The organism is Pseudoalteromonas sp. BSi20652 (genome assembly GCF_000239855.1).
Lineage (GTDB): Bacteria > Pseudomonadota > Gammaproteobacteria > Enterobacterales > Alteromonadaceae > Pseudoalteromonas.
This window is the reverse complement of the sequence record NZ_BADT01000079.1, coordinates 15,286-30,965: the sequence shown is the minus strand read 5'-3', so window position 1 is coordinate 30,965 and position 15,680 is coordinate 15,286. Positions and strand designations below refer to the sequence as shown.

Below are 15,680 nucleotides of genomic sequence, written 5' to 3'. Positions count from 1 at the left end.
ACTTTGTGGTGTTATAGCCATACAGCAAATCATTATCTTAGCTACAAATACTATACTGATGGTCGAGCATTTTAGGGGTAAAAACTCTAAAATAGCTAAAGCAAAAAATTATAAGGCTATCATAACAATACTTAAAGTTAGGAAGTAAATATGAGTTCAACTCCAGATAGTGGCTGGTGGGGCCACCCTAAAGGACTTTCAACCTTGTTCTTCACTGAAATGTGGGAACGAATGAGTTATTACGGTATGCGAGCTATGCTCGTATTATTCATGACCGCAAGCTTACAAGAAGAAGGCCTTGCCTTTACTGTTGCAACTGCTGCTGCAATTTATGGCCTATATACAGGCTCGGTATACTTTTTAGGTTTGCCCGGTGGCTGGCTAGCAGATAGATTGTTTGGTGGTCAAAAAGCAGTTTGGTATGGCGGCATAATTATTATGATTGGTCATATTATTTTGGCCGTTCCACATGATTATTCATTTTTTATTGGTTTAATATTTGTTGCAACAGGTACTGGTTTACTAAAACCAAATATTAGTGCAATGGTAGGCCAGTTATACAGCGATGCTGATGAGCGTCGTGATGGCGGTTACGCTATTTATTACATGGGTATTAACATGGGTTCTTTAATAGGTTACTACGTATGTGGTTACTTTATGGAGAACGTAGGCTGGCACTGGGCATTTGGTGCAGCAGCTGTCGGTATGGCCATTGGTTTAGTGCAATACAAACTTACACTTAATAACTTACCAGAGCACAGCGCTTTACCTGCTAACCCATTAAGCGCTAAAGGCACTTCACGTACATGGGGCGCTATCGCGTTGTTTGTGGCTGTTGTTGCAGGCGTTACCATAGCCGCTATGACGGGTGCCATTATTATAAACCCTTCGGTTGTAGCCGGTTATACAGCAGTTATATTCACTGTTATATTCTTTGTGTATTTTGGTCTTATTTACTTTAAAGGTAAATTAACCGATGCTGAAAAACAAAGAATGTGGGCACTATTTTTAGTCTGTGTTGCCTCTGCGTGTTTTTGGTCTGGTTTTGAGCAAGCTGGCTCTTCACTTAACCTATTTGCCCGTGATTACACTGACCGTCTTATCGGTACTTTTGAAATTCCAACTACGTGGTTTCAATCTTTAAATTCACTATTTATTATTGCTTTATCGCCATTTTTTGCTGCGCTTTGGATAAACCTTTCAAAGAAAATGATATCGCCTACTTACAGCGTAAAATGTGCATTTGGCTTAATTATTATGGCTTCAGGCTTTTTAGTAATGTTTATGGCAGCGCATTACGCAGCTGAAGGCTTAAAAGTAGCGCCTTACTGGCTAGTTACTACGTACTTTTTACATACTGTGGGTGAGCTTTGTTTAAGCCCTGTTGCATTAAGTGCGGTAAGTAAACTATCGCCACGTCGTTACACGGGTCAAATGATGGGTGTGTTTGTATTGACGTACTCAATAGGGAATGTAATTTCAGGCTTACTAGCTGGTAACTTTGATCCAAACAACGTATCTGAAATCCCTAACTTATACCTACAAATTGCATTATTTAGCATTGGTGTTGGTATTATTCTGGTACTTATGAGCTTTAAAGCGAAAGTATGGGAAAAACAAGGATTAGAAACCCAACCTAACTAATACTTTTGTTTTAATCATTATTTACTGCACAATTCAAATGTAGTAATAAATAAAAAATGCCTCCATAATTGTTATGGGGGCATTTTTATACAGCTATGATCCCCTACTTTTAACTGATATTATGCATTAATAAATTGTTAAATTAGACACCCGAGGACTGCTGTATATGTTATTGGACAAGTTATTAAAAGTAGCTGCAATTTCATTTTTTCTCTTTATTTTAAGTGCGTGTGGAGGTGCAAGTGATGCAGTAACGGTTAATCCAAATGATCCTGTTGAGCCCGAGCCAACCTTACTTTCTTTAACAACCGCTAATGGTTTAAACTCAACCCTTGATGACGGTGGTTTTGAATTAATTATTCCAGCCAATGTAGCCTCATCGAATAGCGAAATCACCTACGAAAAAACAACATTAGATGACGCCAACGCACAGCTGAATATTATTTCTGATTTACATACACTTTTACCAAAACCCGAAATAACATTTTCAAATTCGATTACCATCAGAATCAAAATACCGCAAGACTACGCTTTGGGTGGTCAATTATTTATAGCAAGACAGTTAGGCCTCAATAGTTGGGAAACAATTACTAACTCTACCGTAAGTGGTGACTATGTTAGTGCTCAGGTTACCCAAGTAGGCACTTATGCAATTCAAATGCAGCGAAAAGAAGCATTTGCAGATATAGGCCCCACGTGTGAAGCAAACGCAACAAGCCAATCGGTACGTTTTGTACATGTAGCAGACTTGCATGCCCGCTTTGGCTATCAAGAACAATACTTTAGCCGCATTAAAGCCTATTACAACCAGGTAGCAAGTCAAACGCCACATACACTATTTACAAACGGGGGGGACGACTACGAGAAAGGCACTGTTGCGGAGCAGCTCTCACAGGGTACAGCCACTGAAGAAGCCATTAAAGCCATGCAGTTTGATATACGCGTAGTAGGTAATCATGACTATGCATGGGGACCTGAAAAACTACTGAGTTATTCGCAGGATGATAAAGCTATTGTATTAGCGAGTAATACACGATACGAAGGCGAACAACTCCAAGACTTTGCTGCGGTTAGCTTTGCAAAAGTACAAGTTGGGTGCGTTACTCTAGGTTTGTTCGGTATGACATCGGTCCCATGGAATGAATTAGATGAGCCAATTCAAGACGACCCGATTCCTGATTTTATCAAACAATTTAAAATGAGCTGGGAATGGCAACAAGTAGCACAAAGCATTGTAAGCCAATACCGTGATGATGTTGATTACATGGTCATGCTAAGCCATTTAGGCGTAGGCCTAGATACCGATATGGCAACTGACGTTGAAGGCATTGATTTAGTATTAGGCGGCCATACCCATGGCGGCGAAAGCTTTGATACACTAGAAAATGGCGCTATTGTTATTCAACCTGACTTTTATGCAAAAGGGATAACCGATTTAACGCTAGAGTTTAACTTAGCTGATAAAACATCGCCTGTTGTGAACTATCAAACAATTGCCACCGAAACAATTACCGAACGCGATGAACCGACAAAACAAGCCATTGACGAAATTATGGGCCGTTACGCGCCTGATGCACAAACTGAAATAGCTATTTCAGAAAACTACCCGAGTGCAATTGAGTTAGCTGAAATAACAGCGTTAGCCGCACAACACGCAAGCTCAGTTACTGCTGCACTTTTAAACCCTGAACTGGTTCAAAAACGTTGGACCCCGGGCACGCTTACACAAGAAGATTTCCACGAGGCATTTTATGTAGAAAGGCAGCCCTCGAATACACCTGGCTTTAACGCAATATATAAAGTGACAGTAACGGGAACCGACTTAGCATCTATGTATGCAAGCCAACCAGATTGGTTTTTACTCACACCAGATAACGTTCAAGCCACTAACAATTATAACGTTGCCTTATTTAAAGGTGCAGCACTTAACCCTGAGTTATTTTTTAATGGCGTGACATTTTCAGACGTAGAGCCCATCGCCGAAGCATGGTGGTTACTAGATCAATATGCACGATTTAGAACTAGCCAATGCTTATACCTTGATACCAATAACCAATTGTTTTCATGTACAAACGAAGAAAACATAACGGTATGGAACTTTGATAATACAGCAACCCCACTAGCGGCAGACTTTGGGCCTTCAGTACTCAGTTACTTTGACCCTGAAGAAAAAGAGTGGGGCCCAGAAGAAACTCAATATAAAACCACTACCGAACTCAGTATTAGTGATTTAAGTGATGGCCCTTCAGGTGTTATGGCATTTTCAAGGCATGCACCAACCGAAGGCTTGCATATTGCCTTAAATACCCCCGCTAACGGCGATTATGCCGCTGATGGCATGGTTTCAGACTACACGCTTGTAATGGATTTATATTGGCCCGCTGAAGGAAAAGATATTTACCGTGCAATTATGCAAGCCAATACAACTGATTATCTTAACGATGATGCCGATATGTTTATTGACCCAAGCGGTGGCTACGGACAAGCAACTAGCGATAGTGGCTATTTTGGCAATACACAACCTGATACTTGGCATCGTGTAGCTTTTGTATTTTATACAGCACCCACTAATGGGGTGTTTGAAGTTTATATAGATGGAGAGCTTGCTGGCGTAAAAGAGGATGGCGAAATCGACAGTCGATGGGCACTCAACCAATCTGTATTACTATTTACAGATAACAATTACGAAACGGTACCAGGGTACTTAAACTCCCTGCTTTATGCTGGTCGTGCTATGACCAGAGATGAAATTAAAAGTATGGGTAGCGCGCAACAAAAACTGTCCTTTGAACAACCGACGCGAGTGCTAAATCAAACCATTGAACGTCACTACCAAGCTGCACCAGCGATAAAAACGAACCAATGGATTGAGCAACGTAACAAGTTCTTTGGTGACAACTCTAAAAGTGTAAATAATTAAATACAACTAAGCTTTTGCTTGTTCATTCTAAAAGGAGGCTTCACGCAGGTGAACCCTCCTTTTTATTATTTAAAAACAAAAAGTTAAGAATAAAAACCACTATTCAATCCTATGGTATATAACTTCATTTTACTTAACTGTATTACAAACACGTAACTTTATAATAACCGTCCTATAAAATTTACACATACACTACACACTAAATAGTGCCCCCCTCTTCCCCAAATTAAGAATCTGGTTGATTATCTACTGCAATATGACAACAACACATAATCGCAGTGCTTAATTGCGGGAGTAATAATAATGAGTGAAGTAACTAACTATTTAGGTTTAGTCGGTATTGAGTTTACTGAATACGCCACACCTGATGCAGATTATATGGATAAAGTATTTACTGACTTTGGCTTTTCAAAGCTTAAAAAGTTTAAAGGTAAAGACATTGTTTATTACAATCAAAACGACATTCACTTTTTACTGAACAATGAGCGTGAAGGTTTTTCGGCTGAGTTTGCTAAGAGCCATGGCCCTGCTATTTGTTCTATGGGTTGGCGTGTTGAAGATGCTCAAAAAGCATTTGAAACAGCAGTAGAGCGCGGTGCAAAACCAGCCACTGACTCAACGCATAAAAACATGCCTTACCCTGCAATTTACGGTATTGGCGATAGCCTAATTTATTTTATTGACCAATTTGGCGATAAAGGCACAATTTACGAAAGCGATTTTGAAAATTTAGAAACGCAAACGGTTGTCGAAGACAAAGGCTTTAAACGCATCGATCACCTAACTAATAATGTTTATAAAGGCACTATGGAAACATGGGCAAACTTTTATAAAGACGTGTTTGGTTTTACAGAAGTACGTTACTTTGACATTAAAGGTCAAAAAACGGCGCTAATTTCGTATGCGCTTAAATCGCCATGTGGCACCTTCTCAATCCCAATCAATGAAGGTAAAGGTAATGACAACAACCAAATTGACGAATACTTAGGTGAGTACAACGGCCCAGGCGTTCAACATTTAGCGTTTTTAACAGATGACCTAGTAAGTTCTCTTGATAAGCTTGATAAATCAACTATTGCAACGCTTGATATTATCCCTGAATACTACGACACCATTTTTGACCGTGTGCCGTGGGTAAAAGAAGACAAAGACAAAATTCGCGAACACCAAATATTGGTAGATAGCCAAAGCGAAAATTGTTATCTACTACAAATTTTCTCTAAAAACTTATTTGGTCCAATCTTTATAGAAATGATTCAACGTGTTGATGATGGCGGTTTTGGTGAAGGTAATTTCCAAGCGTTATTTGAATCAATTGAACGCGATCAAGAGCGCCGCGGCGTTTTATAAAATATTTGAGTAAATTAAAAGCAGCGACCTTCGCTGCTTTTTGTCGTTTTAATATTTAAAATGTATGGCTTAAAGTGCAAGTATGCTTAAATAAATACTCCATTGTTGCCATACAGTTAAACCAAAGGAAATGTAATGAGCCTAATTAACGAAACCCACGATATTAATTTAACGAGCTGGGTAGAGTCAGCGAATGTTGCCAATTGCGACTTCCCTATTCAAAACTTACCGTTTGCCGAGTTTCGTCGCAAAGGTACTAACGAAGAATTTCGTGGTGGTGTTGCAATTGGTGACCAAGTAATTGATTTAGCAAAACTGAGTAAATTAAATGTTTTAACAGATGACGCTAAAACAGCCGCTGATGCAGCAAGTGAAGCAATTCTAAATACATTTATGGGTTTAGGGGGGCAGTATTGGTCAGCACTTCGTTTAGCGCTTTCAAAAGCACTACGAGCAGGCTCTGAGCACCAACAAGCGCTCAGCGATACGCTTGTAGCACAAGCTGATATTGAGTTTTCATTGCCATGTCGTATTGGTGACTACACCGACTTTTACACCTCTATTTATCATGCAACGGCAGTAGGTAGTTTATTTCGCCCTGATAACCCACTTTTACCAAACTATAAATGGGTACCTATTGGCTACCATGGCCGTTCTTCATCTATTGATGTATCTGGGCAAACATTTCATCGCCCTAAAGGGCAAACTAAAGCGCCTGATGCGGATGTACCGTCTTTTGGCCCATGTAAACGCCTTGATTACGAGCTAGAGCTTGGCATTTACTTAGGGAAAGGAAATGCGCTGGGCGATGCAATTGCAATCGAAAATGCGGAAAACCATGTATTTGGTTTTTGTGTATTTAACGACTGGTCTGCCCGCGACCTACAAGCTTGGGAATATCAACCACTAGGCCCGTTTTTAGCGAAAAACTTTGCATCAACAGTGTCTCCTTGGATTGTTACCACAGAAGCACTCGCACCTTACAGAACAAGTTGGACGCGTAATGAGAGCGATCCACAACCTATGAAATACTTAGAGTCTGCAGGTAACCGCGAGCAAGGCGCGTTTGATATTCAAATGGATGTAAAAATTCAAACCGAAAAGATGCGCAGTGAAGGACACTTACCTACCCGCGTATCTACTTCAAGCTTTAAGCACTCTTATTGGACTGTAGCGCAAATGGTGACTCACCACACAGTAAATGGCTGTAACTTTATGCCAGGTGACATGTTAGGCTCGGGTACTCAATCGGGTCCAACGCATGAAGAAGCAGGGTCTTTACTTGAACTCTCGCGTGGCGGTAAAGAAAAAATTACGCTAAGTAATGGCGAGCAACGCAGCTTTTTAGAAGATGGCGATAACGTTATTATGCGTGGCTGGTGTGAAAAAGAAGGCTATGCACGTATTGGTTTTGGCTCTGTAGAAGGCACGGTACTGCCTACAAAATAACACGAACATTAAAATAACTATTAAAAGGGCAGCTTACTAAAAGCAGCCCTTTTTTATTAATTTTTGAACGGTTACAATTTTTTCCTAGCTTTTTTAACTCAAATTGCTATCTTAATTGCGTTAATAGCCAGTGTTTATATGCCATGTCAGTATTTATAAAGTCTTTTTATCATAAATTTTTCCCAGCTCGTCAGCTACTTATTCGTCAAAATGGCGAGGTTAAGCATGTCGTTTTAGCGTCTTGGTTTCAGTTTTCTATAATATTACTTATTTTAGCAACTGTGACTTGGTTGAGCATTTCAAGCATTCGCATTTATACCCAGACAAATAAGATATCTGACATAGAACAAAGCCAAATAAATAAGCAAACACTTTGGCAACAAAAAGTTAGTGAGCAGCAAGCCCTTCAAGCTACGCAATTGGAGCAACTTGAAGTGCTTGAGCAAAAGCAGGCGCTATTGCAAAGCATGATAGAATCTCTTCCAGCCTCAATTAGCAAAGACGCAATTAAACTTGATGAAGAACTTCAGTCACCAATTAATGAAATCGATGGCGAATTTCATGAGCCATTGATAGATGAAGACCCAAAAAGTAAACAAGTACAATTAACAGCCCCGGTAACCTTTGCAACAAGGACCGCTCGTTTAAATAACTATTATGAGCAAAGTTTTACACTGCTAGGTAGTCAAATCAAAGAACGTCACGAAGCTATTTTAGCAATGGTCAGAGGTGCAGGTCTTGAATCGGCACTTGATCAACATTTAATATTAATCGCTCAAACAAACGCACAAGGTGGCCCACTTGATATATTTGACGAAACAAAAATCCCAAGCCATTTTTTAGCTATTGTTGATAAACTATTAATATTAAATAATCTAGAAACTTTTTTGACCGAACTCCCAAATACACTTCCTTTGGCTAATGCTAAATATTATATTTCGAGTAACTTTGGTCTTAGAAAAGATCCAGTCAATAGTAATCACGCATTCCATAAAGGGATTGATTTAGCTGGTTGGCATAAAACCGAAATATTTGCCCCTGCAGACGCTGTAGTACTAAGAGCCGGCCGTAACGGTGGTTATGGTAACTTTATTGAGCTTGAACATAAAAATGGCTTAGTGACACGGTTTGGCCATTTAAATAAAATTAAAGTAAAAAAAGGTGAGCTGATCACTAAGCATGACGTAATTGGTTTAATGGGCAGTACAGGTAGAAGTACTGGCACTCATTTACACTACGAGGTATTACTTAACGGTAAACAAGTCAATCCTCTAAAAATAACAAAGGCGCTTTCTCGTGTTTGGTAGAAAAAAACAAAAAACAGGTAGTTCTAGTTTAAAAAGAGTGAACCATATACCGTCTATTATTTCACAAGACGTACGCCTTACAGGCACGCTAATTAGTCAAGGTGAAGTGCAACTTGATGGCCGTATTGATGGCGATATTAAAGTTGAACATTTAATAATTGGCTCATCAGGTGTTGTTGAGGGTATTGTTGAAGCTAAGAGCGTCATTGTTAAAGGTAAGGTTATTGGCTCAATTAATGCTGGAGAAGTAAAAGTAAAAAATGGTGCTCATGTTCATGGCGATGTATTTCACGATACGTTAAGTATTGATGCTGGTGCTATTATTGAAGGCAGCTTAAAACAACGTTTTGAAAAAGACGATGCTGAACTAATTAACGAAAAATTAAAACCTACAAGTGAAGTAAAAGCATTGCTAGAGAAAGACGACAGCAGCCTGTCGTTTGTAAACAAACAAGCCGCCGATAAAACTAAATCTAGTTAAGTGCTACTTTTTCTCGGTAATATACATTGTAATATCTGCAGTGAAGACAAGTTCGTTGCGGGTATTATAAAGTTTTACAGGTACTACCAAGTCTTCTTTATCAATCCACTTACGCGGTAAATCAATTTCAGCAACTGCAGTAACATCTGTATCCACTTTAGCCAAATACCGAACCGTCATCCCTTTTGGTATCCAACGATGTGTTTTAACGGGTACTGTGGCATCTACCATTACACCTGCACACAACTCAGCTAAGTTACACTGCGCAATAGCATGAATAGTTCCAATATGGTTATGAACACTGCGACGGTTTTTAACTACCGCGCTGCAATGCCCCTCTCGCAAATCGAGTATATAAGGTTTCATAGAGCCAAAGTAAGGTGCTTTAAAACAAACCGCTTTTGTAAAAAGCCAATTACCAAAGGGTAAGTTTTTAAATTTATGCCACGTTTTTACAAGTGGTGATTTATTACTCATTAATATTTTCCGTCAGTAATTTTTTTCAAATTAACACATCTGACCAGTTTTAAAAAGTGCATTTACACTGCCTTTTTAGCCTAATTCAATCAAAAAGTATCAATCACAACCTATGCAGGGGTCATAAGCCCTTTCTTTTTTAAGAGTGCCCACCTAAAATACTCGGCAAAAGGAGACTCAATGCAAACACAGCCCGCTAAACATAATATGACTTTGTTACTTATCCTGGCGTTACTCATTATATTTTGCCCTATGGCAATCGATATTTACTTACCCGCTTTTCCTACTATTGCAGAGCAATTTGCAGTTACAGAACAACAAGTGCAACAAACCGTTGCTATATTTATGTTGACCGTTGGGTTAGGTCAATTAATTGCAGGTCCCCTTGCTGATAAGTATGGCAGAAAGCCTGTTGCTGTTATTGGCATAGGTATTTATGCAAGTTCAGCATTACTGGCTTACTACTCCCCTTCTTTTGAAGTATTAATGCTTGCACGTGCCTTTCAGGGCTTTGGGGCTTGTGCCACTTTTGTTGTCGCATTTGCAATAGTACGTGATAAGTTTGGAAGTGAAAAAAGTGGGCAAATCATTACCTATTTAAATGGTATTGTTTGCTTTATTCCTGCTTTAGCGCCTATTTTAGGAGCTTGGCTAACTGTTCAGTTTGGTTGGCAAATGAACTTTTTATTTTTAACTGGCTTTGCATTGGTGGGTTTTATTGTAACTCTGTGCTTTTTTAGAGAAACACGCCCCGTAGACAGTGTCTATCAGGGTCATATTCTCGATTTAAGGCGTTTTATACCAATCATTTCAACCCCGTTTTTTTTATTTAATAGCCTACTTTGTATGGTCACTATGTCGGTTATTTTAGTCTTTGTGACTTTAGCCCCCGGATGGATCATTACTGAACTTGGCGGCAGCGTTGCTAATTTTACTTTTTGGTTTTCACTCAACGCTGTTTTAAGCATTATTGCCAGCTTTATTATGCCTCTATACATAAAGCGCCAGCCAAAGCGTGCTTTAAAAATAGGGTTAGTTCTTTTAGTTGGCTCTGGTTTACTCATGCTAGTTTTTAGCCAATATAAAACAGCATTAGCACTGATGATCCCCATGTTTGTAGCCGCTTTTGGCTTTGCACTTACATTAGGCTCTGCAGCGGGAAGAGCACTAAGCTTATTTCCTAAACAAGCCGGAACAGCCTCAGCTTTGCTAGGCGCAATGCAAATGAGTGGTGCAAGCCTACTGGTATTTATGACACAGTTTTTGCACTTACCTACACCCATTTTGATTGGCGTTCACTTTTTATTATTGGTGCCCTTCACTTACTTACTGTTTAAAAAAGCTCAATTTTCATAACCAATAACATCTTTAACAAAAATTAATATAGGTAAGAATACGTTTCGCCTATACTCATTTAGAAACTGGCTTGTTCAGGATTCATACATAACGGAATAATTTCAATTTTGTACATAATCATGTGTTGCAATCTAGATATGACTGCTCTACTGTTAACTAAAGTTAGCAATTAGTTAACAAGAAAATTCTGGGATGTAAAAATATGAAAAAAATAAACTCGCCTTAGCATTTATCTTATCTGGCATATGTGCAGCAGGAAATGCAAATGCGCAAAACGATCGCTTCATTATTCAAGTTGATAACAACAAAAAAGGCGTAGTAAAAGCCCTTGCTAAAAAATTGGGTGGTGAGATCAAGGTTGATGGCAATGGTTTTCTTGCGGCTAAATTTACTGGCCAAGATCTAACCAGTTTAAAAGGGTTACTTAATAACCCTCATATAAAACTCATCGAAGAAGATCACAAGCGCGCACCTTTATCTGTATTTAATGATGATATTGGTAACCCCATGCAACAGCAAGTTACCCCGTATGCCGTTTATCAATCACAAGCCAATCAAGTTACATTTAATGCTAATGCAGGCATGAAAGTGTGTGTTATTGATTCAGGTTTAGATAGCACTAACCCTGATTTTATTTGGGGAAACATCACAGGTGATAACGACAGCGGCACAGGCAATTGGTTTGATAATGGCGGCCCACACGGTACTCATGTTGCAGGTACTATTGGCGCAGCTGATAACAACCTTGGTGTAGTGGGTATGGCACCAGGTGTTGCTATGCATATCATTAAAGTATTTAACGAAGCGGGTTGGGGTTATTCATCAGACTTAGCGCAAGCTGCTAACTTATGTTCTCAGGCAGGTGCAAATATTATTAGCATGAGCTTGGGTGGTGGTGGCTCTAATAGCACTGAATCAAATGCATTTGCTAACTTTACTAACGCGGGCGGTCTTGTCGTAGCTGCAGCAGGTAATGATGGTAACAATGTTCGTTCATACCCTGCTGCGTACTCATCAGTAATGATGATAGGTGCAAATGATGCAGATAACCAAATTGCTGATTTTTCACAATTTCCAAGTTGTTCGTCAGGTAAAGGCAGACGTGTTACAACTGATGAAACGGTATGTGTAGAAGTAACTGCAGGTGGTGTCGATACGCTATCAACCTATCCTGCTGGTATGGCTTCAGCGGCAAATATGTCGGCTGATAGCACGCCATACGCTTCATCTGCGATGGAAAATACAGGTCAAGCATCAGCAACTGCATACTTTATGGGAACTGCAGACAGTATTGATAGTGGTGCAGCTGGTAAAGTATGTTTAATCGACCGTGGTGTGGTTTCTTTTTACGACAAAGTAGCAAACTGTGAAAACTCAGGTGGTATCGGTGCCGTTATCATTAATAATGAAGCTGGAATGCTTTACGCAACACTTGGCGATACTAACAATACAGCAATCCCAGCAGTAGGAGCCGCATTTGAAGATCGCAGTGCATTACTTGCAAGCGAAACTGTTACCATAGATATTGGTGCATCTGACTACGGATTTATGAGCGGCACATCGATGGCTACGCCCGCTGTCTCGGGTATTGCTGCACTAGTATGGTCTAATCACAGTGAGTGTACAGGTACTGAAATTCGTGATGCACTAAAAGCAACTGCACAAGATCAAGGCGCATTAGGTCGTGACGATTACTTTGGATACGGTATTGTTAAAGCAGCCGATGCTGACGCTTACTTAACAGCAAATGGCTGTGCCGGAGGTGGTGGTGCAGAGCCAGAGCCTGTAGGTGACGTAACGCTTTCTACTTCAGGTTATAAATCAAAAGGCACTAAATATGTTGACCTTAACTGGGTAGGTGCGGCAACAAGCCACGTTGATATTTACCGTAACGGCAGCAAAATAACAAGTACTGCTAATACAAATAGCTTCACCGACAGAATATCAACCAAAGGCGGCGGTACATATACTTACCAAATATGTGAATCGCAGAGCGATTCAGTGTGCTCAAACAATTCAACCGTTAGTTTTTAATAACAACCAACCTTTACAAAGCGGGCAATAGCCCGCTTTTTATTTATCTACATGCCTGATAATATCGGTTATCTTTTATCTATAACCCATTGTGATGATCAACCCTGACTTTTTACTCTCTTTTTTATTTGCCAGCTTTTTAATGGCTGTTGCCCCGGGTCCATCTAATGCATTTTTAATGGCGCAAACATTTGCAAATGGTAAAGCCGCCGGCATGCAAAGTGCTTTTGGTTTTGCATTAGGCGGGGTTATTCATACTCTATTTGCTGTTGTAGGCCTAAGCGCAGTCCTAAAAGCTTCTCCAAGTGCCTATGCCGCAGTGCAATATGCAGGCGCAGCATATTTATGTTATTTAGGGTTTATGATGATTAAAGGCACGCTAAAGCAGCCAGAGCCTATATCTGATGACAAGCAAACCGATAAACCGCATATCAGTACCAGTAAAAAAAGTAATGTCATGTTTCAAGCAATGATGACTGAAGTGCTAAACCCTAAAGTGGCGTTATTTTTTATTGCATTTATTCCGCAATTTGTAGATCCAGTGCTTTCATCAGCTACTTTTCAGCTCGCTTTTTTTGGCTTGCTTTACCCTATTTTTGCTTTTCCGATTGACTGCACGTATATTTATTTTGGCGACAAAATTGCACAGTTTTTTAGACGTAACCCAAATAGCCAACTTTGGATTGATAGGATCACCGGCATTGTATTTATAGCCCTTGCTATCAATCTATTATTTTAACTAACCTGCACTTTGGTTAAGAGACTTATTACCCAGAGTTTAAGTTAACTAATAAAAAAGAATCAAAATGGAACAAAAAAGACAATCTCTTCCCGCACAAAAAAATATAGCTTTAGTTGCCCACGACGGTAAAAAAGCTGCATTAAAATTATGGTGTGAAAAACATAAAAATATATTAAGTAAGCACACTTTATATGGCACAGGTACTACCGGGCATTTAATCCAAAAAACCACGGGGCTTGATGTTATTCAACTTTTAAGTGGTCCAATGGGCGGCGATCAACAACTAGGCGCTAAAATAGCAGAACATGAGATACATGTTTTAATATTTTTTTGGGACCCATTAGCATCACAGCCTCATGACCCTGATGTTAAAGCATTGCTGCGTTTAGCCGCTGTTTGGAATATTCCGGTGGCGTGTAATGAGGTGAGTGCAGATATGTTATTAAGCTCTCCCCTTATGGATGTAGAGCTTGAACGTACATTGCCAGATTACGAAAAATATCTCGCAACCCGACAAATAGATCTTTAAACCTGGATTGTAATCTAGGTTATTTATAAAGCATGCTGGCCCATTTAGTCAGGCCAGCAGTTACACTACCAAAGTGATCCCCGTTAACCATTTTTATATTGCCTAAGTGCTCGCTTAAGGCCGCTTTAATCAATGGTGATTGTGCACTACCGCCTGTTAAGTAAATAATGTCTGGCGTGGTCGCAGCGTCGCTGATTGCTTGTTTTGCTAAAGTAACTATTTGGCTAATACTACTCTCAACGGCAACAGCTAAATCGCTTACCGATACATTTTTATTCAGCCCACTATCTAAAAAGCTTAAATCACAATCAAACGCACTTGCAGACGAAAGCGCTATTTTAGCCGCTTCACCTTGTTGTACTAACTGATGACCTTGCTTGTTTTGCTGTAAATGTATTAAACGCTTATAAAGCTCAGGTGCACTTACATCACGTAATTGTGCATTTAGCTCTCGGGTATGGCTTTCACTATAAAATTGGCTTTGTAAGTTTACATCGTTAATTTTACACGCTTGCCAAAACGCTTGATTAGGCAAAGGTAGACCTGATTTAAACGTACTGCCTAAACCCAATAACGGCATTAAACCATGAAAGCTCAACGCAATATCTAAATCGTTTCCGCCAACACGTTTACCACTGTGCGATAAAAAATCGCTATCGCGCTGGTTATTTCCTCTAAAACTCGGGCCCATTTGTACAAATGAGCAGTCGCTTGTACCACCACCAATATCAATAACGAGTACTTTTTGATCCTGAGTTAAATCACTCTCGTAGTCGATACCCGCAGCAAGTGGCTCATATAAAAACTCTACGTCTTTAAAACCAGCACGTTTAGCAGCACGCTCTAAAATACCGACCGCTTGTTGATTTGATTGCTCACCACCCACAGCTTGAAAGTTTACTGGGCGACCAATCACAGTTTGTGTAAGTGTTTTACCTAAAGAGAGCTCAGCGCGTTGCTTAATTTTTAAGATCATCGCGGTTGCAATATCTTCAAAAAAGTTAATTTGACCTTGCTTTAAACCTGTTGCGCCAAAAAATGATTTAGGGGACTTAACAAAGTAGCCTTCTTCAGGAAACTGCACGTACTCGCTAATCGCTTCACGGCCAATAAATAGGGTCTCATCTGAAGGTTGTAAATCAAGGTCTGACTTAATACGAGGTAAGGTATTTAATAATGCTTGGCGCTGCGTTAAAAAGTCATGCTCATGGGCTGTGCCATGTAAATGCTTAGCAACAAAGTCAACAACCAAGGCACTATGATGAGTGTAAAGTGTAGACGGTAAGTAATGTTTTCCTTGCTCTAACGGTACTAATTGAACATTGCCCTCGCTCATTACACCCATAGCACAATTAGAACTACCGTAATCAAAACCTACAAACATACTTCAC

At 39.7% G+C, this 15,680-nt stretch carries 12 protein-coding genes; 10 read left to right on the top strand and 2 right to left on the bottom strand.

Annotated features, from left to right (window positions below; genetic code table 11):
• Positions 1–150 precede the first annotated feature (150 nt).
• From P20652_RS11795 to P20652_RS11820, 6 genes are all read left to right on the top strand, one after another.
• Positions 151–1,644 carry a peptide MFS transporter gene (locus P20652_RS11795; RefSeq protein ID WP_008167628.1) on the top strand — a complete coding sequence of 498 codons (1,494 nt, stop codon included), beginning with the start codon at positions 151–153 and terminating at the stop codon, positions 1,642–1,644.
• A gap of 166 nt (positions 1,645–1,810) precedes the next feature.
• A complete protein-coding gene (locus tag P20652_RS11800) occupies positions 1,811–4,564 on the top strand; it encodes a metallophosphoesterase (protein ID WP_008167627.1) in 2,754 nt (917 codons plus the stop codon).
• A gap of 303 nt (positions 4,565–4,867) precedes the next feature.
• On the top strand, positions 4,868–5,914 hold the full coding sequence (gene hppD, locus P20652_RS11805) for a 4-hydroxyphenylpyruvate dioxygenase (protein WP_008167626.1): 1,047 nt from the start codon (positions 4,868–4,870) through the stop codon (positions 5,912–5,914).
• A 135-nt stretch (positions 5,915–6,049) separates the two neighbouring features.
• On the top strand, positions 6,050–7,363 hold the full coding sequence (gene fahA / locus P20652_RS11810) for a fumarylacetoacetase (protein ID WP_008167625.1): 1,314 nt from the start codon (positions 6,050–6,052) through the stop codon (positions 7,361–7,363).
• 143 nt (positions 7,364–7,506) lie between these two features.
• A complete protein-coding gene (locus P20652_RS11815) occupies positions 7,507–8,670 on the top strand; it encodes a M23 family metallopeptidase (RefSeq protein WP_008167624.1) in 1,164 nt (387 codons plus the stop codon).
• Positions 8,660–9,151: a polymer-forming cytoskeletal protein gene (locus tag P20652_RS11820; RefSeq protein ID WP_008167623.1), complete on the top strand. Its 492-nt coding sequence runs from the start codon at positions 8,660–8,662 to the stop codon at positions 9,149–9,151. The genes P20652_RS11815 and P20652_RS11820 overlap by 11 nt, the downstream gene beginning before the upstream one ends.
• 3 nt (positions 9,152–9,154) lie before the next feature.
• On the opposite strand, the gene P20652_RS11825 is transcribed toward P20652_RS11820, so the two are convergent.
• A complete protein-coding gene (locus P20652_RS11825) occupies positions 9,155–9,628 on the bottom strand; it encodes a hotdog fold domain-containing protein (protein ID WP_008167622.1) in 474 nt (157 codons plus the stop codon).
• A 180-nt stretch (positions 9,629–9,808) separates the two neighbouring features.
• Here P20652_RS11825 and P20652_RS11830 point away from each other — a divergent pair, with 180 nt between their 5' ends.
• The 4 genes from P20652_RS11830 (at position 9,809) to P20652_RS11845 (ending at position 14,289) form a co-directional block, all read left to right on the top strand.
• Entirely contained in the window at positions 9,809–10,984 is a 1,176-nt protein-coding gene (locus P20652_RS11830) for a multidrug effflux MFS transporter (protein ID WP_008167621.1), read from the top strand.
• A gap of 231 nt (positions 10,985–11,215) precedes the next feature.
• Entirely contained in the window at positions 11,216–13,018 is a 1,803-nt protein-coding gene (locus P20652_RS11835) for a S8 family serine peptidase (RefSeq protein ID WP_033017318.1), read from the top strand.
• A gap of 94 nt (positions 13,019–13,112) precedes the next feature.
• Positions 13,113–13,757, top strand: a complete 645-nt coding sequence (locus tag P20652_RS11840; protein ID WP_008167619.1) for a LysE family translocator — start codon at positions 13,113–13,115, stop codon at positions 13,755–13,757.
• A gap of 67 nt (positions 13,758–13,824) precedes the next feature.
• Entirely contained in the window at positions 13,825–14,289 is a 465-nt protein-coding gene (locus tag P20652_RS11845) for a methylglyoxal synthase (RefSeq protein ID WP_008167618.1), read from the top strand.
• A 19-nt stretch (positions 14,290–14,308) separates the two neighbouring features.
• Here P20652_RS11845 and yegD read toward each other — a convergent pair whose 3' ends face one another.
• Positions 14,309–15,673 (bottom strand): molecular chaperone, encoded by a 1,365-nt coding sequence (yegD, locus tag P20652_RS11850; protein ID WP_008167615.1) that lies wholly within the window; start codon positions 15,671–15,673, stop codon positions 14,309–14,311.
• Positions 15,674–15,680: the final 7 nt, after the last annotated feature.

Excerpts from the sequence above, each read along its gene's own strand:
- P20652_RS11845 (WP_008167618.1), top strand. The coding sequence starts at position 13,825 with ATGGAACAAAAAAGACAATCTCTTCCCGCACAAAAAAATATAGCTTTA.
- P20652_RS11830 (WP_008167621.1), top strand. The coding sequence starts at position 9,809 with ATGCAAACACAGCCCGCTAAACATAATATGACTTTGTTACTTATCCTG.
- P20652_RS11825 (WP_008167622.1), bottom strand. The coding sequence starts at position 9,628 with ATGAGTAATAAATCACCACTTGTAAAAACGTGGCATAAATTTAAAAAC.
- P20652_RS11840 (WP_008167619.1), top strand. The coding sequence starts at position 13,113 with ATGATCAACCCTGACTTTTTACTCTCTTTTTTATTTGCCAGCTTTTTA.
- fahA (WP_008167625.1), top strand. The coding sequence starts at position 6,050 with ATGAGCCTAATTAACGAAACCCACGATATTAATTTAACGAGCTGGGTA.
- P20652_RS11795 (WP_008167628.1), top strand. The coding sequence starts at position 151 with ATGAGTTCAACTCCAGATAGTGGCTGGTGGGGCCACCCTAAAGGACTT.
- hppD (WP_008167626.1), top strand. The coding sequence starts at position 4,868 with ATGAGTGAAGTAACTAACTATTTAGGTTTAGTCGGTATTGAGTTTACT.
- yegD (WP_008167615.1), bottom strand. The coding sequence starts at position 15,673 with ATGTTTGTAGGTTTTGATTACGGTAGTTCTAATTGTGCTATGGGTGTA.
- P20652_RS11815 (WP_008167624.1), top strand. The coding sequence starts at position 7,507 with ATGTCAGTATTTATAAAGTCTTTTTATCATAAATTTTTCCCAGCTCGT.
- P20652_RS11800 (WP_008167627.1), top strand. The coding sequence starts at position 1,811 with ATGTTATTGGACAAGTTATTAAAAGTAGCTGCAATTTCATTTTTTCTC.